Source organism: Paenibacillus sp. FSL K6-1330, from assembly GCF_037976825.1.
GTDB lineage: Bacteria > Bacillota > Bacilli > Paenibacillales > Paenibacillaceae > Paenibacillus_AQ.
In genome coordinates this window covers 5445024-5467200 of record NZ_CP150269.1, presented here as the reverse complement: position 1 = coordinate 5467200, position 22177 = coordinate 5445024, and the positions used below count along the sequence as shown (strand labels likewise).

The 22177-nt window shown below is 50.3% G+C and carries 14 protein-coding genes; all 14 read left to right on the top strand.

Features of this window, described 5'->3' with window-relative positions; translation table 11 throughout:
* Window positions 1–14 precede the first annotated feature (14 nt).
* The 14 genes from NYE54_RS24890 (at window position 15) to NYE54_RS24825 (ending at window position 22047) form a co-directional block, all read left to right on the top strand.
* On the top strand, window positions 15–1730 hold the full coding sequence (locus tag NYE54_RS24890; RefSeq protein WP_339266935.1) for an extracellular solute-binding protein: 1716 nt from the start codon (window positions 15–17) through the stop codon (window positions 1728–1730).
* Between the two features lie 86 nt (window positions 1731–1816).
* Window positions 1817–2716 carry an ABC transporter permease subunit gene (locus tag NYE54_RS24885; RefSeq protein WP_216530264.1) on the top strand — a complete coding sequence of 300 codons (900 nt, stop codon included), beginning with the start codon at window positions 1817–1819 and terminating at the stop codon, window positions 2714–2716.
* 21 nt (window positions 2717–2737) lie between these two features.
* Window positions 2738–3622: a carbohydrate ABC transporter permease gene (locus tag NYE54_RS24880; protein WP_096776097.1), complete on the top strand. Its 885-nt coding sequence runs from the start codon at window positions 2738–2740 to the stop codon at window positions 3620–3622.
* 21 nt (window positions 3623–3643) lie between these two features.
* Entirely contained in the window at window positions 3644–6082 is a 2439-nt protein-coding gene (locus NYE54_RS24875; protein WP_339266932.1) for a glycoside hydrolase, read from the top strand.
* A gap of 509 nt (window positions 6083–6591) precedes the next feature.
* On the top strand, window positions 6592–7782 hold the full coding sequence (locus tag NYE54_RS24870) for a glycine C-acetyltransferase (protein WP_339266931.1): 1191 nt from the start codon (window positions 6592–6594) through the stop codon (window positions 7780–7782).
* Window positions 7783–7798: 16 nt separating this feature from the next.
* The gene (locus NYE54_RS24865) at window positions 7799–8767 is read left to right on the top strand and encodes an NAD-dependent epimerase/dehydratase family protein (RefSeq protein WP_339266929.1); all 969 of its coding nucleotides are present in this window, start codon (window positions 7799–7801) and stop codon (window positions 8765–8767) included.
* Between the two features lie 33 nt (window positions 8768–8800).
* The gene (locus NYE54_RS24860; protein ID WP_036660138.1) at window positions 8801–9370 is read left to right on the top strand and encodes an XRE family transcriptional regulator; all 570 of its coding nucleotides are present in this window, start codon (window positions 8801–8803) and stop codon (window positions 9368–9370) included.
* Window positions 9371–9600: 230 nt separating this feature from the next.
* A complete protein-coding gene (locus NYE54_RS24855; RefSeq protein WP_339273643.1) occupies window positions 9601–12837 on the top strand; it encodes a M60 family metallopeptidase in 3237 nt (1078 codons plus the stop codon).
* A gap of 231 nt (window positions 12838–13068) precedes the next feature.
* Window positions 13069–14673, top strand: coding sequence for an ABC transporter substrate-binding protein (locus NYE54_RS24850; RefSeq protein ID WP_339266926.1), 1605 nt, complete (start codon window positions 13069–13071; stop codon window positions 14671–14673).
* Between the two features lie 88 nt (window positions 14674–14761).
* Window positions 14762–15706 carry an ABC transporter permease subunit gene (locus tag NYE54_RS24845; protein ID WP_339266924.1) on the top strand — a complete coding sequence of 315 codons (945 nt, stop codon included), beginning with the start codon at window positions 14762–14764 and terminating at the stop codon, window positions 15704–15706.
* A 14-nt stretch (window positions 15707–15720) separates the two neighbouring features.
* Window positions 15721–16599 (top strand): carbohydrate ABC transporter permease, encoded by an 879-nt coding sequence (locus NYE54_RS24840; RefSeq protein WP_076324101.1) that lies wholly within the window; start codon window positions 15721–15723, stop codon window positions 16597–16599.
* Between the two features lie 10 nt (window positions 16600–16609).
* On the top strand, window positions 16610–18313 hold the full coding sequence (locus tag NYE54_RS24835; RefSeq protein WP_339266921.1) for an alpha-L-fucosidase: 1704 nt from the start codon (window positions 16610–16612) through the stop codon (window positions 18311–18313).
* A gap of 159 nt (window positions 18314–18472) precedes the next feature.
* Window positions 18473–20842, top strand: a complete 2370-nt coding sequence (locus NYE54_RS24830) for a helix-turn-helix domain-containing protein (protein WP_339266919.1) — start codon at window positions 18473–18475, stop codon at window positions 20840–20842.
* Window positions 20843–20874: 32 nt separating this feature from the next.
* Window positions 20875–22047: a glycoside hydrolase family 88 protein gene (locus tag NYE54_RS24825; RefSeq protein WP_339266917.1), complete on the top strand. Its 1173-nt coding sequence runs from the start codon at window positions 20875–20877 to the stop codon at window positions 22045–22047.
* Window positions 22048–22177: the final 130 nt, after the last annotated feature.

Sequence of the window (22177 nt, the reverse complement as noted above, 5' to 3'; positions counted from 1 at the left end):
AGGGGGAAGTTGGTTTGAACAGACGAAAGGTTGTATCTACGGCTATGGCTTGCTTCATGAGTGCCGCCCTGCTAACTACGGGATGCAGCAATTCAGGCAATCAAGGAGCAAACAGTCCGTCCCCTGCCGGCGGCAAGAACACACAGACGACGGTAGATGCTGGTGGTCCATTGGGGAAATACGAGACACCTATTGATGTCCATGCGGTACGTGGGATTAATGGAAGTTATAAATTCCCGCAGGGAGAGGATATCGGTAATAACCTCTGGACAAGGACTTACAAGGACGAGTTCGGCATCAACCTGATCTATGATTGGGTTGCAGACAGCTCTGGCGGAAATGAAAGCGCATACAACAAGAAGTTGAACCTCATGATCGCTTCCGGAGAGCTGCCGGATATTGTGGCCGTGAACTCCAAGCAGTTTAAGCAGCTGGCGGAGGACGGACAGTTAGCCGATCTTACAGAAGTGTTCGAGAATTACGCATCCCCCTACTTGAAGGATGTGGCCAAGCAGGATGGCGGTATGGCGATGAATTCGGCTACGATCAATGGAAAACTTCTGGCGATTCCCGGGTTTAACGGAAACATTACCAACGCCAATGTACTATGGATTCGTTCGGACTGGATGAAGAAGCTCAATCTGCCTGAGCCCAAAACGATGCAGGATTTGTTCGCCATCATGGAAGCCTTTGCTACCAAGGATCCGAATGGCGATGGCGGCGAAGGCGTAGTCGGATTGGCCGCGAACAAAAACATCTATGACAGCTTCGCCGATCTGCTGAGCTTCTTTAACGGGTATCACGCTTATCCGAACGGTATGTGGATCAAGGACGCTGCCGGCCAACTGACATACGGGGGCATCCAGAAAGAGATGAAGCCGGCCCTTGCGAAGCTGCAGGAGCTGTACAAATCCGGATTAATCGATAAGGAATTCGGAGCGAAGGACGCGGCCAAGGAGGCGGAACTGCTCGGACAGAATAAATTAGGCATTACGTTCGGGGCGAACTCCAATCCTTTTTATCCATTCGATGATGCGCGCAAGCTGAATCCGAATATGGACTGGAAAGCGTATCCAATCCCTTCTATCGATAATAAACCGGCTCGGCCAACCGTAGGCTTCCCTATCGGTACCTACTATGTTGTGAAGAAAAATTTCAAGCATCCTGAAGTTATAGTCAAGATGTTTAACGCGAACTTCGAGAAGTTTTACGGAAAAACGGGCGATTGGGACAAATGGAGCGTGACGAAGGACCCGGTGACGAAGGAACGGCTGGAAGCGTTCAAGTGGCCGTTCGTCTATGGCTTCCCACCCGATAAGGATGTTCCCGGACGTTACGAGGCATTAAAAAAAGCAGTAGCATCCAATGATCCGTCAGCACTAAACGGTGAGCAAAAAGCGGACTACGAAGCTTATCAAGCGTTCAAGAACGGAGATCAGACGAAGTGGTCGACGGTTCGGCAAGCAGGTCCGACAGACTCTTCATTCGCCGTTCTGAATTATTACAAAGAGAAAGATCTGTTGTATACCAATGAATATCGCTCTAGCCTACAGACGCAGACGATGACGCTGAAATGGTTGACGCTCTTAAATCTGGAGAAAGAAATGATCACCAAGATTATCGTTGGCGCACCGTTGGACGAATTCGATAAATTCGTGGAAAACTGGAAAAAATCCGGCGGCGACCAAATTACGAAAGAAGTAAACGAGTGGGCTTCAACCTCCAAATAATTAAAGGACCAAAAAAGAAAGGGAAAAGATGATCTTCAACTTCTCTTCCCTTATCTTTATTATACAACCGGACGGTGGGATGACAGATGAAAACGGGCAAATGGCGCCGCGAGTTACCTTTGCATATACTGGTATTTCCCAGCTTAGTTATTGTATTGATCTATTGCTATATTCCTATGTTTGGCAACGTTATTGCATTTCAGGATTTCAAACCGATCAAAGGATTTATGGGCTCGGAGTGGACAGGGCTCTCTAATCTGGAATACGTCCTGGAAATGCCGAACACATACCGCATTATCTGGAATACCGTCTACATTGCTACGATGAAAATTATAATGGGCAATATCGTACCGATCATCATCGCTCTGCTTTTGAATGAAATCCGTAAGACGATTGTGAAGCGCAGCATTCAAACTTTAATCTATTTTCCTTATTTCCTATCGTGGGTCATTCTTGCCGGCATCCTCATCGATGTCCTCTCTCTACAGCACGGCATCGTCAATCAAGTTCTTGGATGGTTCGGCATCCAACCTATATACTTCCTCGGTGATAACCGATGGTTTCCCATCACGCTCGTGCTGACGGATACGTGGAAGGAATTCGGTTTCAACACAATCGTATACCTGGCCGCGCTGACAAGCATTAATCCATCTCTTTATGAAGCGGCCACTATAGATGGCGCAAACCGCTGGAAGCAAACCCTCTATATTACGCTGCCGGGGATGATCCCGATTGTTGTGCTAATGGCCACGCTAAGCCTAGGCAACGTGTTGAATGCAGGCTTCGACCAAGTGTTTAACTTATACAGTCCTCAAGTCTACGAAAGCGGAGATATTCTGGATACATTGATTTACCGCATCGGTGTCTCAGATGCCCAATATGGTCCGGCAACTGCTATTGGATTACTGAAATCGTTCGTTTCTTTTTTGCTGATCTCGGTGTCTTATTGGCTGGCGTACCGGTTTGCGAATTACCGAATTTTTTAACTGGAATAGGGGGGGAACACAATGATTCAACACGCCTCCGTAACGCGGAGCCTATTCAATATTTGCAATCTTATATTTTTGATCGCGCTCTCATTGCTCTGCATCCTTCCAGTCATCCAGGTCATTGCCGTCTCATTCAGCTCCAGCAGCGCTGCAGCGGCAGGGCTAGTCAAGCTATGGCCGGTCGAATTCTCACTGAAATCTTATGAATTTATTTTGAAGAAGAAAGATTTTCTGGGGTCATTCCTGATTTCCATTCAGCGGGTAATATTGGGTACTGGTATTAGTATGTTTTTAACCGTAACGCTGGGTTACGCGCTTTCCAAAGAAGCGAAGGATTTTCGGATGAGGACCTTTTATGCCTGGTATTTTGTAATAACGATCTTATTCAGCGGCGGTTTAATTCCATGGTACTTGACGATCAAATACACCCATTTAATGGATACAATTTGGGCACTAGTCATTCCGGGGGCGGTGACCGTGTTTAACGTCATTCTGCTGCTCAATTTTTTTCGGGGACTGCCCAAGGAGCTAGAGGAATCGAGCTTCATGGATGGAGGAAGTCATTGGATAACGCTGTGGAAAATATATCTCCCGCTGTCCATGCCCGCCATTGCGACGGTCTCGCTGTTTACAATCGTCGGGCACTGGAATTCCTGGTTCGATGGTCTTATGCTCGTGAACTCGCCAAGTGATTACCCACTCGCCACGTATTTGCAGACTGCTATCATTCAACAGGATTTCGCTAACATGCGCGCAGAGGATGTTAAAACCTTGTCGGAGATTTCGGATCGGACTACACGTGCGGCGCAAATCTTTATAGGCGCATTGCCGATCATGGCTGTCTATCCGTTTTTGCAAAAATATTTCATGACCGGCCTGGTAATGGGAAGCGTGAAGGAATAGGGAGGGAGCTCGAAACCGCATATGAAGAAGCCAACCCGAAAGTGGACATTAGACATTATCCATCATTCCCATACGGATATCGGTTACACCGAACGTCAAGAGAAGATCGAACGGTTTCACGTTCATTTTATTAAGCAAGCCCTACAAATCCTAAGCAGCATCAAGTCAGGCGAGAAGAGCAATTGGGAAGGCTTTAAATGGACTTGTGAAACGTTTTGGCCCGTGGAACGGTTTTTGGCGCAGGCAACCGACGATGAGGCGCAGGTGTTTCAAGCTTACGTCCGGTCCGGGGACATTTCATTGTCCGGCACTTACTTGAATATGACCGAACTTATTGATGCAGACCTGCTTGCCAGAATGATCAAGCGCTCCACGAATTACGCCAATTCTATCGGCGTTACGCTGGACTCAGCTATGACGGCCGATATTAATGGATACAGTTGGGGGTTTGCGCAATGCTTATTAGATGCAGGCATACATAACCTACTGTCCTGCATCCATACGCATCATGGCATGTTTCCGCTTGGACAAAAGCAGACGCCGTTTTGGTGGGAAGCCCCTTCTGGCCAGCGGCTGCTTGTGTGGAACGGCGACCATTATAACCTTGGCAATGACCTGGGGTTAGCCCTGAATGCGCTTCATTCCTATATCATTCGTGACGAGTTTCATACTCCGCCTATCGTGAACAATCACTGGGAGGTGATGGAGGCTCGAATCATGCGCTATTTGAGCCAGTTGGAGAAAGAAGGGTATCCTTTCGATTTCGCTCCGGTTGCACTTTCCGGAATCATTGTAGACAACGCTCCCCCTAACGGCTCCATTATGGATTTGTTCCATCAATGGAATGAGGTCCACGGTGATGTGGTTACGATTCAAATGACGACTCTGTCGGACCTGTTTGCAAAGCTTAGGCAGCAGACGGATATTGAAATTCCCGTCTACCGCGGCGACTGGCCAGATTGGTGGTCGGACGGTGTTGCGTCGACTGCCGCACACACTCAACTATTCCGGGATGCACAGCGCAATTTCCAACTTCTCGTTCAACTTGATCCGGTGAACAGCATCATTCCCGAAGCAGCTGTTAGGGAGATGGAGGAACAGCTTACTCTGTATGCAGAGCATACTTGGGGATATTCTCATTCTATTACCGAGCCTTGGAATCCTATGGTGCAATCGCTCGGTGCCCGCAAGGAGGCCTATGCGGCCAATGCCAGCCGGCTTGTCCATACCGCTATTGACGCCGTATTGGAATCCAAGGGCGAAGCCATGCTCGCACCCGGGCGGTCAATGCGCTACAAGGTAATCAATCCGTTCCAGCACGATATCCGGGTCATCGCAAGGATGTACTTGGATTATTGGGAGCTTCCGTTGATTCGGAACGGCTTTGAGGTTAGGGAGGAAGGTCGGACTGACGTCGTCATAGTCCATCAAGTAAGCCAGGTCAGCCGGGGAACAGAGGTGTCCATTCTGATCACGCTGATGGCAGCGGAAGAAAGAACGTTCCGATTGGTTCCCCATTCCGCCGAGAATGGGAAGACGACCTCAAGCTTTGCCTTAACCGGCTCGGATCGAGTGAAGGATATTCGCGATTTTCGCTCAGAAGATGAATCTTTCTGCGTGACCCAAAACTCCGTTGAGAGCGCACATGTCTTGATCTCCTGGGAAGCGGGGAAAGGCATCGTCTCATGGATTGACAAACGGTCAGGGATCAATCTAATCGATATCACGGCTCCGCACTCAGCTTTTGCTCCTGTCTACGAAGTGACGCCGGTGAAAGACCATGGTCTGATCCGCAAGACACGTACGAGAATGGGACGGAACCGGAAAGGAATGAACGTGCAGAGGCACGTAGGCCGTCTTGTTCATGCACTTGAAGTGGAACGCGGTCCGCTGTGGATCACAATAGAGCAGGAGTACGAATCGGTCGGGATGAGCCATTACGTGGTGCGGCTGACGGTGTATGCCCATGAGCCAAGAGTGGATGTGGCGATACGCTTGCATAAAGACAGTGTTTGGGAACCGGAGAATGTGTATATTCCGCTGCCGTTCTCCCTTCCACACGCCCAGCTTTGGCTAGAGAAAGCGGGTGCGCTCATGCGGCCGGGGATTGACCAAATTCCCGGTACAGGACTTGACTTCTATTGCATTCAAAACGGATTGGGATGGATCGGCCAAGAGCAAGGCTTGGCTATCGCTATGCCGGATACCCCTTTAGTCCAGCTCGGCCCGCTTGTTTTTGGGGACCGGTTGCTACAAGGTCAACAGAACCGTAACGAAGTTAGAGCGATTTACTCATGGATATTGAACAATTTCTGGGAGACGAATTTCAAAGCGACGTTGGGAGGTTTTTATGAGTTTCGATATTCGGTTTATTGGGGAAATGACCTAAACACTGCAGAGAAGGCCATCGCTCAATGCAGGTTATCTAATCAACGAGTAATTAACTATCGGGCCTGGTAGCGATCACTGTGATATCATCATCACAGTTCGGGAAATTTGCAAACGAACAGAAGAAAAAATATTCAAACTGTTCAGCAGTTCACTGACAGAATTAGGGATCTCGCCACCAAAACGCGGAAAACGTTCGTAAATAATAAATGCGTATCAAAATTCAATTCTAAAATCCCATCATCCTATGATGGGATTTTAGAATTGAAGAATAATGAGATTAAAGAAGGAAATGAAGAGGAAGGAATCGGCTGAGTGTCCGTCATCCGACATCATCATCATCAGCTTCTGTCGGGTGACAAGAGCCTTAATTCATTTATCGCCGCGAAAATCATGGCTCTTTAATATTATTGGATAAGGTTCGGGGCTGTCCCAGTTGAGGAAGCAGGGCTTCTTTATATCTATTATGCAATATAACATATTTTTGTACAGGATATTGCATGCGTGTGACTTTTTGCATACAATGGAATGGTAAATGATATGTACGTTAAGATACTTCGGATTCACGGGAGGAATTTCAAATGTCCAGTCAATCGTTAAGCGCTTTCTTACAGGATAATCTAACGGAACTCAAGGAGCAAGGACTCTATAATACGATCCAGCCTCTTGAAAGTCCGAATGGCCCGCTTATTACCATTCAGGGTCGTGAATTCGTAAATTTATCTTCCAACAACTATCTCGGACTGGCGAATGATGAGCGATTGAAAGAAGCGGCGATCCGGGCTACGACCGATTTCGGGACTGGAAGCGGGGCTGTTCGCTCCATTAACGGAACGCTTGCACTTCATGTAGAGCTTGAGGAGAAGCTTGCCCAGTTCAAGGGAACCGAGGCGGTGCTGACGTATCAATCCGGTTTCAATTGCAATATGGCGGCAATCTCGGCTGTGATGGGTGCCGGGGATGCGATTTTGTCGGATGAGCTCAACCATGCGTCCATTATTGATGGCTGCCGATTGACCAAGGCGAAGGTTATTCGTTTTAACCATTCGGACATGGACGATTTGCGTTCGAAAGCACAAGAAGCGAGAGAATCCGGTTTATATAACAAAATTATGGTCATTACCGATGGCGTGTTCTCGATGGATGGCGATATTGCGAAGCTCCCCGAAATCGTGGAGATCGCCGAAACCTATGATCTGATTACTTATGTGGATGACGCTCATGGATCTGGCGTTCTTGGCGGCGGTGCAGGTACGGTGAAGCATTTCGGGTTGTCGGAGCGGGTAGATATTCAGATCGGCACGCTGTCCAAGGCGGTTGGCGTTGTCGGCGGGTATGTTGCTGGATCACGGGATCTGGTGGATTGGCTCAAGGTCCGCAGCCGGCCGTTCCTGTTCTCCACGGCGCTGCCTCCAGGCACCGTAGCCGCTTGTATTACCGCTATCGATATCCTGCAGAACAGCAAAGATCTGCAAATGAAGTTGTGGGAGAACACCCGTTATCTGCAGGAAGGACTCAAGCGTCTTGGCTATTCTGTCGGTCGTACCGAAACTCCGATTACGCCGTGCATTATTGGAGATGAAACAACCACCCAGAAATTCAGCACCAGATTGTACGAAGAAGGCGTGTATGTCAAATCGATCGTGTTCCCGACGGTACCAAAAGGCACGGGAAGAGTTCGGAATATGCCAACCGCCATTCATACGAAGGAGATGCTGGATCGCGCACTTTCCGCATATGAAACCATCGGACGCGAGTTGGGTCTGATCTAATAAGGGGGCACAAGTGATGAAACGAATTATGGTAACCGGTGCGCTCGGTCAGATTGGCTCAGACCTGGTGGTGAAATTGCGGCAAATATACGGTGAAGAAGCTGTTCTCGCAACGGACATTCGCCAAATCCATCATGAAACGGTCCAATCAGGACCATTCAGAATACTAGATGTAACCGACCACCACGCATTCCACGAAGCGGCTAAAGAACACCGAGCAGATGCGATTATCCACCTTGCAGCCCTGTTGTCCGCCAAGGCAGAATCCAATCCGGCACTGGCGTGGAACCTGAACATGGGCGGTTTGTTAAGTGCCCTCGAGACGGCACGGACATTATCCTGCCAGTTCTTTACGCCGAGCTCCATCGCGGCATTCGGGGCGGATACCCCGAAAAAAGCAACGCCGCAAGACACGGTGCAGCGCCCGTTAACGATGTATGGAGTCAGCAAGGTCTCGGGCGAGCTGTTATGTGACTACTATTACCATAAATTCGGAGTGGATACCCGCGGATTGCGCTTTCCAGGGCTGATCTCCCACTCTGCGCCTCCGGGCGGGGGAACGACGGATTATGCGGTTGAGATGTATGTAGAGGCCATCCGCAATGGAAGCTACACTTCCTATATTGATAAAGGGACCTACCTTGACATGATGTACATGCCGGATGCGATTTCCGCCATCATGACATTGATGGAAGCTGATCCGTCCAAGCTGAAGCACCGTAACGCCTTTAATGTCACGGCGATGAGTGTCGATCCTGAGGGGATTGCGGCTAGCATCCGCCGGCATATACCGGATTTCAGCCTCGACTATGACGTGGATCCTGTCCGTCAGGCGATTGCGAACGAATGGCCGGATTCCATCGATGCAACTGCAGCACGCGAAGAATGGGGATTTGATGTACAATATGATTTGAACCATATGACCGATGATATGGTGTCAAAGCTTATGGAGAAGCCGCAAGCGGATCAGAGCAAGATCAGTTAACGGCTTAGTTTCAGAAGGAGGATATGGTTACACTTGGAACCCATTCATAAAAAGGTAGGGAGAAATCTGCAAGCCATCCGCAAATCACGGGGCCTCAGCCTCGATAACGTAGCCGAGTTGACCGGTGTAAGCAAAGCCATGCTGGGACAGATCGAGCGGGGGGATTCCAATCCGACGATCTCTGTATTGTGGCGCATCGTTAGCGGCCTCGGTATTTCATTCACCACGCTCATCGAAGAGGCGGAAACCGAAGTAACCGTGGTATCACCGGAGGACGTGGAGCCTTTTCACGAGGCTGAAGGCGCGTACCGGGTATACCCTTTGTTCTCCTACAACCTGCGCACTAAATTTGAGTCCTACATGGTTATAATGGATCCGGGCTGCGATCACGGATCTGAAGCTCATAATGATGGCGTTGAGGAGTATATTTTTGTGCATCAGGGGGAGCTGGAGCTCTGGCGAGAAGACGAAAGCTACACCGTGCCTGCCGGAAGCTCCGTGCATTTCTCGGCTAACCGGCCCCATCGGTACGTGAATCCTGGTAATGAAACAACGAAATTTTACACGATTATCTTCTATGCGGATGCCGCAGCCAGGGGCTGATTATCAAAAACAGGCACACCGCTTGATTACCGTCAACCGAATATTAAAAAAAGGCAGAGCCGTCCGGAAAAAATACAGTCCGATCTTAAAAATCGACTGTATGGTGTTCCGGGCGGCCGTTTTATATTTAGGACGTGGGGAGAAAGGGATCGCAGGGGAGGTGGAATCGAAGTTATTCGTTTCTCATTGCTAATTACGAAATCATCGACAAAGGAGTTGAACGGTTGACTATGGGTTTCCACACCAAAAAGTGGTTGAAGCTGTTATTGGCAGTTACGTGCGCGCTTGTGGCCGTTCCGCCAGCAGGAAAGACACTGATGGCGGCCGATGGTATGACAGAGCAGGCTGATGTTCATTTATTAGACTCGAACACCGCCGCGAATATGGCGACTCAACAGGATCTTGATGTTATTTACAAGGGTTTGTCCGGTTATCCGACGGTGTCGGCCACGTATAACGGGGGAGTAGCTGCCATCGGAGATCAAGCCTTCGTCCTGGCGGTGAACCCCGATACGACGCCGATTCTCGCGGCTGCCCGTTACGGAAAAGGCAAAGTCGTTGTTGCAGGTGACGATTCCTATTTCAAGTTTACCTCCGATATTACCGATGAGCGGAAGACGGTGGCCCGTAACATCCTCCTGTGGCTGACCGAGGATTCCGAGACGTTGACCTATCAGGAGGCATTGGAAGGCAAGGGCCGATTGCCCATGTTGTCGGCAACGTGGAAGAATTATACCATCGAAACCGATGTGCCGATCGATCTGGTCCGGTTGGAGCAATTCACGCCTGAGCACTTGGATCCGTCCCGCTACCCCGTAGCTTATGTTGACGGCACCTTGAAGGATAGTGAGGTCGACGTCCTCGAGGACTACGTCGCGCAAGGCGGTCATGTCGTTGTTCCCTTAAAGGGCTGGGTGATGGAGCAGTATCCGCATGTCTTTCTCGGGAATGCATATGAAGGCCGGTCGGGTAGGCTCAGTGAGGACTTCCCGGTACAGCGTCTTTTGAACCGGATGGGCCTCGGCTTAATGAACAATACGGCATCGACTCGAACGGAAACCCTGCCTAAACTGACGACGGAGCAATCCGCCAATTACCACTCGCTAAAGCTGCTGGAGCAGGCCGAAGCGATTGAGGCAGGAACGCTGTCGCCGGATCAGGTGAACGTCGGGCGGCCTGGTGCCGGCGCGGATAAGAAGCTGCAGGTCATCGCTTCAGTGACTGGTGGAACCGTCAGCAGCATCACCCCTCAAAGTCCGCTGTATGCCGTGATCGAGCAGGATGCCAGCGATTTGGAGTCCCAGCTTACGTTTCCGCTGGACCGTTCCAAGGCGCCCTATACCAGTGCTTTGTTAGCTTTTCAATTAGGGCGGATCGGCAATGATCTGACGGCCCCCAAATCCCCTTATGCCGATCAATTTCCTGGAGCCGTTCCGGCGGACGCCCCGCGAGTGACGGGACAATCCGTTCACGTGGATTTTGATTATTCAACCTTTGACTATTTACGTCAAGGGACGGTTCCAAAGAATTGGATCAGCACGGGGATATACGCGCCGGCCGGGGAATGGGTGACGGTACAGGTCCCTGAAGGCACGCAGCATCTGGATGTGCAGGTTGGGGCACACACGGACAATTTGACAAGTAAAACGGAATGGGAAAGATCTCCGGTCATAACGCAGCGAAAGCCGCTTCTTCCGGGTGAAAATCGGATTCGCAGCCCGTATGGCGGCCTGATTTACCTGATTCCGACCAAGCCGCAGCCTGGCGTTGAGAAGAATATTGAAATCAGCGGGGGAGTTCGTGCTCCGTATTATATCCTTGGTGAGACCTCTTCTGACGAATGGGAAGACGCGATTCGATATTATCCTTCCCCATGGTCAGAACTTCAAGGACGCAGAGTGATCTTGACGCTTCCGTCCGAGTATATCAGGCAGCTTGGAGATCCGCAGCAATTATTGGAGAAGTGGGACGCGATCGTGGATTACACAGAGGAAGTCGCAGGGCTTTCCCCGAATCAACCGCTGCCGCATAAGAGTATAGACCTTCCGTTCCGTTATGTTGCGGATCGACAGATTAGCGCGGGTTATATGCATGCCGGCTATCCCATCATGTTCCACATCGATCCTTCAGCGGGCCATGCCGTGGACATATCCCGAGTTACTCAGGGAGGATGGGGCTTCTGGCACGAGACCGGCCACGAATATCAGCAAGGAGCTTGGAACTGGAACGTAACGGGCGAAATTACCGTTAATATTTATTCTTTATATGTCCAAGAAAAATTCGGCAACAGCAGCAACTTATTGATTCGGAACGCGGAAGGAAAGGACTTCTACGACCGCGCATTTGATTATATCGAAAGCGACATACCAAACAAGTCGTTCGGCAGTTCGGGCCAGCTGGATCTCTTCGGTTATCTTGTGATGTTCCGTCAGCTGTCGCTAGCTTACGGATGGGATTTCTACGCTGAGCTTCATAAGGCGTACCGGGAGCTGCCGGCATCGCAGCTGCCTGCGACGAACCAAGAGGAAATCGATACGTTTGTGGTCATGGCATCCACAATCGCAGGCGAGAATCTGACGGAGTTCTTTGACAAATGGGCGCTGCCGTATTCCAAAGAAGAAGTTCGTTCCCGCCTTGACGCCCTCAATCTGCCGATGCCTTCGCAGGAGGTGTGGCGGCTGAGGGAGACGCATACGCTGAACGCTCCTCCCGAGATCAAGGCCGACACGGACGGCGAATGGAACCGTGGATCGGTGAAGGTCACCGTTGCCATGACAGCGGAAGCTGAAGCGGCGGGTATGCGAAGCCAGTACAAGATCGGATCCGAAGGCAAATGGACGGATTACACGGCTCCCATACTTGTCGAAGCGGAAGGCCAGACAACGATACATGCCCGAGCGGCCGCTATGTCGGGCGTGACCAGCGACGAGGCTTCCAAGACGGTGAAGATCGACCGGACCGGGCCGGAAATCACGGCAAACGTGACCCAGTCCGTATACCAAACCGAGCATATCACCATTTCGCCTCAAATCTCGGACACATTAAGCGGTGTATCCAATATCGCCTTGGAGCTGGATGGTAAGGAAGCTCCTGATACGCTGGTTGTAGAAGCGTTAACGCTAACGGCCGGACCGCACACCCTTCGGATTACGGCCGAAGATGCAGCCGGGAATATCACGGCTCGCGAATACCCATTCGAAGTCGTTGTCGATCAGGAACAGCTCGACGATATCGTGAGAGCAGGGGAAGAGAAGGGCTGGATCGATAATCATGGCATCTCCCAAAGCTTATTGGCCAAAATCGCGGATCTCCAGCAGTACCCGGCCGGAAGCGAAGCCATCGAAGATGCGCTGACTTCACTGGAGAATGCCATCAAAGCGCAGCAAGGCAAGCATATCGATTCCGGCTTCGCGGAGCTTCTTCTTGGAGACATAGACTACATCCGAAGCCGCAGCTCGGCTTCCTAGCAGCTTATATTGATGAAAAGGGCGGCCGATTCGGCCGCCCTTGAACTCTTTAATGACCATCTATCGTTAAATAAATCAGTCCAAGATTAAATATAGACAATGTACTGCCTTAAAAATATACTGCACAATTAGAAAACACGGCAGTGTTCAATCGCCAGAATGTTCAGTAAGGTGGTGCTTAACAAACCAGAAGTTCACACAACATGCAAATGAAAAGGGAGGCAAATGATAATGAAGGTCAACAGGTTTAAAGTATTCTGGATGGTTTTGCTTGCCGCCACCATCGCCATAACAGCAGGCTGCGGCGGCTCTGCCAAGGAACAACCGGAGGCAGCGTTGGACCCGGAATCCCCTCCGGTTCTATCGGAACTGACGTATTGGGTGCAAATCGTTAGCCAAGTGTCCGCTACGATGAAAAGTTATAACGAAATCGAGGCTTATAAGGAACTGGAGAGGATAACCGGGGTGAAAGTGGATTTTCAGCATCCTCCGCAGGGCCAGCAGGCTACGGAGCAGTTCAACCTCATGATGACCTCGGATAAGCTCCCGGACGTGATCGAGTATTCATGGGCCGGTTACCCGGGGGGACCGGAGAAGGCGATCAAGGACGGCAAAATCATCAAACTCAATGATTTGATCGACCAATACGCCCCGAACTTTAAAAAGGTGCTTGAGGAGCATCCGGAGTGGAAGAAGGAAATTACGACCGATGACGGCAGCATATATGTGTTCCCGTTCCTGCGCACCGACGACAAGCTTAAGGTATTTCTCGGACCGACGGTCCGGCAGGATTGGTTAGATAAGCTGGGGCTTTCGATGCCGACAACGATTGATGAATGGTACAACGTGTTGAAGGCTTTTAAGGAACAAGATCCGAATGGCAATGGCAAGGCGGATGAGATTCCCTTGTATCTGACGAAAGGAGATGTCGATACAACGACCGCTTTTCTCGGGGCATGGGGAATTAATGCCGGATTTTACCAAGAGGCAGGACAGGTTAAATACGGCCCGACGGACCCGAGGTTCGAGGAATTCCTGACGCTCATGAACCAGTGGTACAAAGAAGGCTTACTTGATCGGGACTTTGCGACGACCGATGAGAAAATGCTGGAGGCCAAGATTACGGGCGGGCAAATCGGATCAGCGATTCTATACACCGGCAGCGGGATTGGCAAGTATGGAACGCTGATGAAGGATAAAGATCCGAACTTCAGATTGGTGGCAGCCCCCTATCCTGTGATGAACCAAGGCGATAAGCAGATTTGGGGATATAAGGACTATGCATTTAATGGAATCGGGGCAGCCGTTACCACCAGCAACAAAAATCCGATTGAAACGGTTAAGTGGCTGGATTACGGCTATTCCGAGGAAGGCGCCCTGTTGTTTAATTTCGGAAAAGAGGGCGTCAGCTACGCGATGGAGGACGGCAAGCCGATATTTAAGCCCGAAGTATTGAAAGATCCTTCCGGACTGCCATTGATCCAGTCCATGTCCAAGCATAACCGCGCAACCTTCAGCGGACCGTTCATGCTTGATATACGATTCGATCAACAATACACGACCGAGCCGGATCAGTTGGAGTCCAAGATCATCTGGGCAGAGCCGACCATGGAAAAGAAAATGCCGCGCACAACGCCGACCCAATCCGAGAGCAGCCGCTATGCTTCAATCATGACGGACATCAACACTTACAAGGACGAGATGTACTTGAAGTTCGTCATGGGCGCCGAGCCTTTGGATCAGTTTGACAAGTATGTGAAAACCATTGAATCCATGGGTCTTGCCGAAGCTCTGGAAATACAGCAAAAAGCCTTGGAGCGTTACGGTAATCGGTAAACGGTTAAACGTCCTGAAGCGGCAGAAATCTGCAGTCTCCGCCGCTCCTGGCGCTGCAATATAAATTGATTTGGAGGGAGGGATTCGTTTGTCTGCAACCCAGGATAATCCCTTCGAGCACAAAGGGAAATGGACAACGATTGCGAACGATTTGAGAAGGAATAAATTCGTTTATATACTGGCGCTTCCCGTTATTCTATACTATGCCGTCTTCCACTACGGACCCATGTACGGTCTCTTGATGGCTTTCAAAGATTTCAGTATTGCCGATGGCATCTGGGGAAGCGAGTGGATCGGATTTGAGCATTTCCGCAATTTCTTTAACAGCTATTATTTCGAACGCCTTCTGCGCAATACGGTGCTGATCAATGTCTATGAGCTTATCTTCGCGTTTCCGGCACCGATTATTCTTGCCCTGCTGCTGAACGAAATCCGCAGCCGGCTTTTTAAGCGTACGGTTCAGACGATATCATATTTGCCGCATTTCGTATCCATCGTCGTGGTGACAGGGATCATGTTCGATTTTCTTGCAAGAGATGGCTTGGTGAATCAGATTCTGGGCTTTTTCGGCATCGAATCGATTCCGTTCATGAGCGAGGCCAGCTGGTTCCGTACGATATATGTCGGCTCCGGCATTTGGCAAGGCGTAGGCTGGGGTTCGATCATTTATCTTGCCGCCATCACCACCATTGACCCGACCCTTTACGAAGCTGCCAAGATGGACGGGGCAGGCCGGTGGAAACAAATGCTGCACATCACGCTGCCGGGCATGCTGCCAACGATCATCATCATTTTTATTCTCAATATGGGCTCCATGCTTAGTGTTGGCAGCGAAAAAGTATTGCTGATGTACAGCCCGCTTACTTATGAATCGGCAGACGTGATCTCGACCTTTGTCTACCGTAGAGGGGTTCTGGAGACGGATTACGGTTTCACGACCGCCGTTGGATTATTTAATTCGGTCGTCAGCTTCATCCTGCTTGTACTCGCGAACTCGATCAGCAAGCGGGTCAGCGAACATAAACTGTGGTAGAGAGGAGGGCGTTCATGGCTAACAAACGATCCGCAGGAGAGTTAACCTTCGTCTGTTTGAACGCGTTGATCCTGACGGGCCTCTGCTTCGTCACCTTATATCCGTTCGTGTATGTTGCCTTCGCTTCGTTCAGCGATCCCGCTTCATTGGCCCAACACCGGGGGCTGCTGTTCGCTCCGCTTGACATTAACTTCGAAGCCTATAAGGCGGTGTTTAACAATCCGATGATTACGACGGGATATCGGAACACGCTGATCTACGTCGCGGCGGGTACAGCCATCAATCTGGTGGCCACGGCGATCGGTGCTTACGTGCTGTCCCGCAGAAACCTGTACTTCAAAAATCTCTTGATGATGCTGATCGTCATCACCATGTTTTTCGGCGGCGGCCTGATTCCGACTTATCTGCTGATCAATAACCTGGGGATGCTGAACACGATCTGGGCGATGCTGATCCCCGGGATGATTGGCACGTTCAATATGATCATTATGCGGACCGCCTTTCAGTCCGTCCCGATTAGTCTTGAGGAGTCGGCAAAAATCGACGGTGCGAACGATCTGATCATTCTGTTCCGGATTATTATTCCGCTGTCCATGCCCGTTATCGCCGTCATGATTCTATGGTATGCCGTGGGGCACTGGAATTCATACTTCGGGGCGCTCATCTATCTAAGGGACCGGGAGCTATTCCCGCTCCAACTCGTGCTACGGGAAATTCTCATAACCAATACAACGGACAGCATGATGACGGAAGCCTCGGGAGACCGGATGGCGATCGCGGACACCATAAAATATGCAACGATTATCGTATCCACATTGCCGATCCTGCTTCTGTATCCGTTTTTGCAAAAATATTTCGTCAAAGGCGTTTTGATCGGCGCCATTAAGGAATAGGAGGAGAACGATGGCTGACTCATTAGAGATCGTAACGGAAAGGAAGAACCGGATGCAGTGGTGGAAGGATGCCAAATTCGGCATGTTCATCCACTGGGGGGTATATTCGCTGCTCGGCAAAGGGGAGTGGGTCATGTATGCCAACAAAATACCGGTAAAGGAATATGAGAAACTTGCCGAGGAATTCAATCCGACACAGTTTGATGCCAAAGCTTGGGTGAATTGCGCCAAAAGGGCAGGCATGAAATATATCGTCATTACAGCCAAACATCACGATGGCTTCGCCATGTACCATTCACGGACGGACCCATTCAATATCGTGGATGCTTCTCCATTCGGCCGGGATGTGTTGAAGGAATTATCCGAGGCCTGCAGGGAGGAAGGAATCCGCCTCTGCTTTTACTATTCGCATGTCATTGATTGGCACCATCCGCATGCGCTCCATGATACGTTTAACAATCTGTGGGACTACGAGCTGGAGAAGAAGGCGTTCTTCAGTTACTGGAACCATAAAGCGAAGGGACAAGTACGCGAGCTGCTGACAGAATACGGTCCGGTCGGCCTGCTCTGGTTCGACACATCCGGCGGATTGTCGAAGAAGGAGAGCGAAACGATGGTGAACATGATCCGCGAGCTTCAGCCCGAATGCCTGATTAACAGCAGGGTAAGCCATTGGCCTGATTTCGGAGACTACCAATCCAAGGGGGATAACGAAATCCCGATGCATGGCGAGGAAACAAGGGAATGGGAGACGCCGATGACCCTAAATCAATCGTGGGGGTACAGCACGAAGGATCAAGTATGGAAATCGACGGATGCTTTGGTCCGAAAATTGGTGCACATCGTAAGCAAGGGAGGAAATCTGCTGCTCAATGTCGGCCCTACGGAAACAGGAATAATTCCGGAAAAATCCGCTCTACGCCTGGAGGAAGTTGGCGGTTGGCTGGCGCGAAATGGAGAGGCGGTCTACGGCACAAGCGCAAGCCCGTTCCCTTACGAGTTGGAATGGGGGGCGATTACGGTGAAAGGAAATACGCTCTTTCTCCATGTGTACAATCGCTATTGGCCAACGGAAGAACTGTTATTGAACGGGGTGAGAAATACGGTTAAAAAAGCTTATCTGCTCACAGACCCGAGTACAGGCAGTCTTCCCGTGCAACAGAGCTATCGGCCGGAAACGGACCATCACGCGATGCGGATCCGATTGCCGGAGCTTCCTCCGGAAGATCACGTATCAGTTATTGCATTGGAAGTCGAGGGCAGGATCGATGTAGATCGGAGTTTTATCCAACAGGCGGAGGGCGCCATTCATTTGGATCTTGTACTGTCGGACATAACGACAGGCAACGGGATGAACGAGGCCCGGTGGACCTTTAAGGCGTCGTCGTCTGGCATATATGAAGTCAAACTCGTCAACTTTAAAAGATCCGATGCCGTTTGGGAAAAGGAATATGATCATGAAGTCACCGTACAGGCAGCAGAGCAGACGATTGTGTGTGTTCCTCAAGAGGATAAGGTCGTCAGCGACTCCATATCCTGCCAGCATCCGTATACCGAGGTTCAGTCATCGATCGGGCGAATCGTCATTGACAATCCAGGTACGTATGCATTGACCTTATCGACCAAGCTTGTGAAGCCGAAACCTTTCGGACCGGAAATTTGGCAGGCGGCTGCCGTGAAGCTTCGTTCGGTACGATTAGTTCAGGTGTTTTAATACCCCGATGTACCCAAAATTTAAGCGTTCCTTTTAACGGGGGGGGGGGGGGGGGGCGTCTCTCTTGGGGTGACCGAAATTATTAAAGGGTTTGCTAGTCCGTTTGGCGAAGGATTCAAGAAATAGGCTTTTCCATACATTTTCTTGGAGGAATGCGTCATGATCTCGATACCCGGCCTTCTTCCCGGCAAGCGAAAGAGCAGTCGGGGACGCGTCTTGAAAACCATGATCGTTTCGTATTTGCTCATCCTTTTATTGCCTATGACCGTAGGGCTTTTTCTATATGGACGGGTGGAAAACGTGATGGAAAACAATGCGGAGCGTTCAAATTCGGCGATGCTGGAGCAGCTGCGGCTTTCCATGGACAGCAAGCTTAAAGAAGTGGATATTTTGGCCAAGCAAATTATGTTTAACCCCAAACTGGCTTATTTGCTGAATCTTGATCGGCATGATCAAGGGGGGGCGTACCGCCAGGTAGAATTCGTCCGCGATTACTTAAATCGTTATCAATCTTTTGTAAGCGGATTCGTGAAGGACTACTATGTTCATCTGCAGGCCGGAGACGTCATTTTGAAGCCTGGATTGCGGACGGATGCAAGAACCTTTTACGACAAGTATTACCGGTTTGGGCATATGGACTTTGATACATGGAAGCGGACGTTGCTTGGCAGCTATCATAACAAGGCATTTCTGCCCTCCGATGTGCTGCTTCAGGACCCGAACCAAGGAAATGGCAACCCGGCGAATGTGATCACTTATGCGCAATCCCTTCCGCTTCATGAAGTGTCTAATATCCGCGGAACGCTGGTTATCATGATCGATGGGCAGCAGCTTCAAGAAATGTTCCGGCAAATCGAGTACGCCAACGACAGCGAGATTTATATCCTCGATAAGGAACGGGGCGTGATCGCAAGTTCCTCGGACTCGGAGCTGTCCGTGCAGGTGACGGAAAGACTAGCCGGACCATCGGGATTGTTCAAGACAGCATTAAATGGCACGGACAGCATGATCACTTTTACGGAATCCAAGGAGTCCGGCTGGCAGTATGTATCCGTCATGCCGATGGACAGTGTCATGGAACGAGTAGCACAACTGAAGAGAATGGCGCTGACGGTGTTTGTCGTTTCGCTTGTCGCAGGAGCAGCCGTTGCTTGTTGGTTTGCATACCGACAATACAGTCCCGTCAAACGGGTGGTTGATGCCATTCTTCAAGGAAAGCCGATTCAGGATAAGCCGGCCGCGAACGAATATGATTTCATTTTGCAAACGATCGAAGGCTCGCTCGTTGAGCAGCGGCATCTGAGAGAGCGACTGTTCAGGCAAACGCCCGTCATCCGCGCTGATTTTCTGTCAAGGCTCATTCGGGGGTACATCGATCCGGATCATGCGGAGAATCAAGGAGGGCCGTCATTAGTGGGCATGGGCATCCACTTCAGGTCCGATATGTTTGCAGTCATCATCGTTCAGGCAGTGGATATTACAAGGCTGTCGCCGGAACCATCGGAGCAAGATTGGACGCAAATCCGCTTTATTGTCTCCAATATCGGCACGGACATTGCGAATTCGGGTCACCAGGGATTCGCCGTCGATATGGAACGCGACCGGGTAGCGTTCCTGGTCAATTTCCATCCGGTTGAGGAGGCGGATGCCGAGCTCTTCCTTCATGAGATTGCAGAGCGATTGCTCCGTATACTGGAGGACCGTTTCCACATTTCCGTGACCATTGCCGTTAGCAGCATACACACAGGAAACGGAACCATCGGCAGTGCTTATCTCGAAGCCATGGCCGCTCTGGATTACCGCATGTTCAGCGGAAGAAATTCCATCATTCACTTCGGTCATGTGCGGGACATTAAGCATCATTATTACTATCCGATCGAATTCGAGACGCAGCTTGTCAATCATGTGAGAGGCGGAGATAAGGAAAACGTCGCTAAGCTGCTGGACAATATTTATACGATGAATTTTAATTCGGCGGGCATGACCCCTGAACTGGGCAGATGCCTGTTCTTCAATATCATAAGCACATTTCTGAAAATACTGAATTTGACGAACACGGATCATGAAAGCCTGCTGGGCCCGAACTTTGACCCTGTAAAGCATATATTCGGTTGTGCCACAAGCGATGAAATGCAGGCTGAGACCAAGCGGTTGTATGAAAAGCTGACCCGTCTCTTTCATACGGAGCACAGCGATCACAGCATCCAGCTGCAGCAGGATATGATGGCATTCATTGACCGGAATTTAACCGATTATAATTTAGGACTCGGTATGATCGCCGATCATTTCGGCATGACGCCGCAATATATTTCGAGTTTCTTTAAGAAGATGAATCGATGCAATATCACCGACTATATTACCCGAGCGAGAATTGAGAAAGCGAAGACATTGATGGAGCAATCGGAACTGACCAATGCGCAGCTGGCCCAACTGGTCGGCTATACCAATGATGTCGTGTTCATCCGGGCATTCAAGAAATTGGAGGGGGTCACCCCCGGCAAATATCGGGTGAGCGCTAGCGGACAATAACGTTGAACGCAGAGAGGAGTGGCCAATCAGAAATGGAAGCGATTCAGGAACCTTTAAAATACGGTGAGGTAACGACATGGACGCAGCAAAGGACCGAAGCCGCCATCGAATTCGTTCTTCATCGGATCGATCAGAATTTAGACACGTTCTCCAATTGTTTTCCGTCTCCTGCCAGCCGCGATAATATCTACGAGGCAATCGGCAACACGGAATGGACCTCGTCATTCTGGACCGGGATGCTGTGGCTTGCTTATGAAGTCACGGGAGATGCCAAGTACCGGTCGACTGCGGAGCTTCAGCTCCACAGCTACAAGGAGCGCGTGGAGCAGCGCATCGCCACGGAGACGCATGATCTGGGATTTTTGTATTCCTTGTCCTGCGTTGCCGCCTATAAGCTGACCGGGAATGAGGAAGCAAGACGGATTGCCTTGGCCGCAGCAGACCTGTTGATGGAGCGGTATTTCGAGAAAGCCGGGATCATTCAGGCTTGGGGCAAGCTGGACCAGCCTTCACAGCGCGGCCGAATGATCATCGACTGCTGCATGAATTTGCCTTTGCTCTATTGGGCGACAGAGGAAACCCGCAAACCGGAGTATCGGCGCGCCGCCATAAGCCATGCGCACCAATCCTCCCGTTATTTGATCCGCGAGGATTCCTCAACGTATCACACGTATTATATGGATGTCGAGAGCGGAGAACCAAGGTTTGGGCAAACGTCCCAAGGATATGCGGATCATTCATGCTGGTCCCGCGGTCAGGCCTGGGCCATTTATGGTTTACCGCTCAGTTATGCATATATGAGGGAAGAATCGCTGCTGCATGATGCGGAGCGGGTAACGAATTACTTTTTGAATCGGCTGCCTGAGGATTATGTGTGCTATTGGGATTTGATATTCACCGAAGGAAAAGAAGAGAGGGACAGCTCGGCCGCAGCCATTTCGGTATGCGGAATGCTGGAACTGGCAAAGCATTTGCCGCTCTCACACCCGCGGCGCCGTACGTACGAGAACGCGGCACTGCGCGTTTTGGGGTCATTAAGCGATCGATATACTACGGTATCGCTCCCAGGATCCAACGGTATTCTGCAGCATGCGGTGTACGGAAAGCCGCTCGGCAACGGAATCGACGAATGCTGCATCTGGGGGGACTATTTCTATTTCGAAGCTTTAGTGAGGGTCTTTAAAGATTGGGATATGTACTGGTAAAGGAAGAGAGCCCATATTCAAAAGACAGAGTGTAAGTATCCCGTACCTCTAACATCAGCGTGCCTGATGTTAGGGGTATTTTGTCTGTCTGCTATTTGATATGGTTGTGTTGACAAAATAAATTAACTCG

Bases quoted from the DNA above. Each gene is read 5' to 3' on its own strand.
- NYE54_RS24885 (WP_216530264.1), top strand. From the start codon at position 1,817: ATGAAAACGGGCAAATGGCGCCGCGAGTTACCTTTGCATATACTGGTA.
- NYE54_RS24880 (WP_096776097.1), top strand. From the start codon at position 2,738: ATGATTCAACACGCCTCCGTAACGCGGAGCCTATTCAATATTTGCAAT.
- NYE54_RS24875 (WP_339266932.1), top strand. From the start codon at position 3,644: ATGAAGAAGCCAACCCGAAAGTGGACATTAGACATTATCCATCATTCC.
- NYE54_RS24870 (WP_339266931.1), top strand. From the start codon at position 6,592: ATGTCCAGTCAATCGTTAAGCGCTTTCTTACAGGATAATCTAACGGAA.
- NYE54_RS24865 (WP_339266929.1), top strand. From the start codon at position 7,799: ATGAAACGAATTATGGTAACCGGTGCGCTCGGTCAGATTGGCTCAGAC.
- NYE54_RS24855 (WP_339273643.1), top strand. From the start codon at position 9,601: ATGGGTTTCCACACCAAAAAGTGGTTGAAGCTGTTATTGGCAGTTACG.
- NYE54_RS24850 (WP_339266926.1), top strand. From the start codon at position 13,069: ATGAAGGTCAACAGGTTTAAAGTATTCTGGATGGTTTTGCTTGCCGCC.
- NYE54_RS24840 (WP_076324101.1), top strand. From the start codon at position 15,721: ATGGCTAACAAACGATCCGCAGGAGAGTTAACCTTCGTCTGTTTGAAC.
- NYE54_RS24835 (WP_339266921.1), top strand. From the start codon at position 16,610: ATGGCTGACTCATTAGAGATCGTAACGGAAAGGAAGAACCGGATGCAG.
- NYE54_RS24830 (WP_339266919.1), top strand. From the start codon at position 18,473: ATGATCTCGATACCCGGCCTTCTTCCCGGCAAGCGAAAGAGCAGTCGG.
- NYE54_RS24825 (WP_339266917.1), top strand. From the start codon at position 20,875: ATGGAAGCGATTCAGGAACCTTTAAAATACGGTGAGGTAACGACATGG.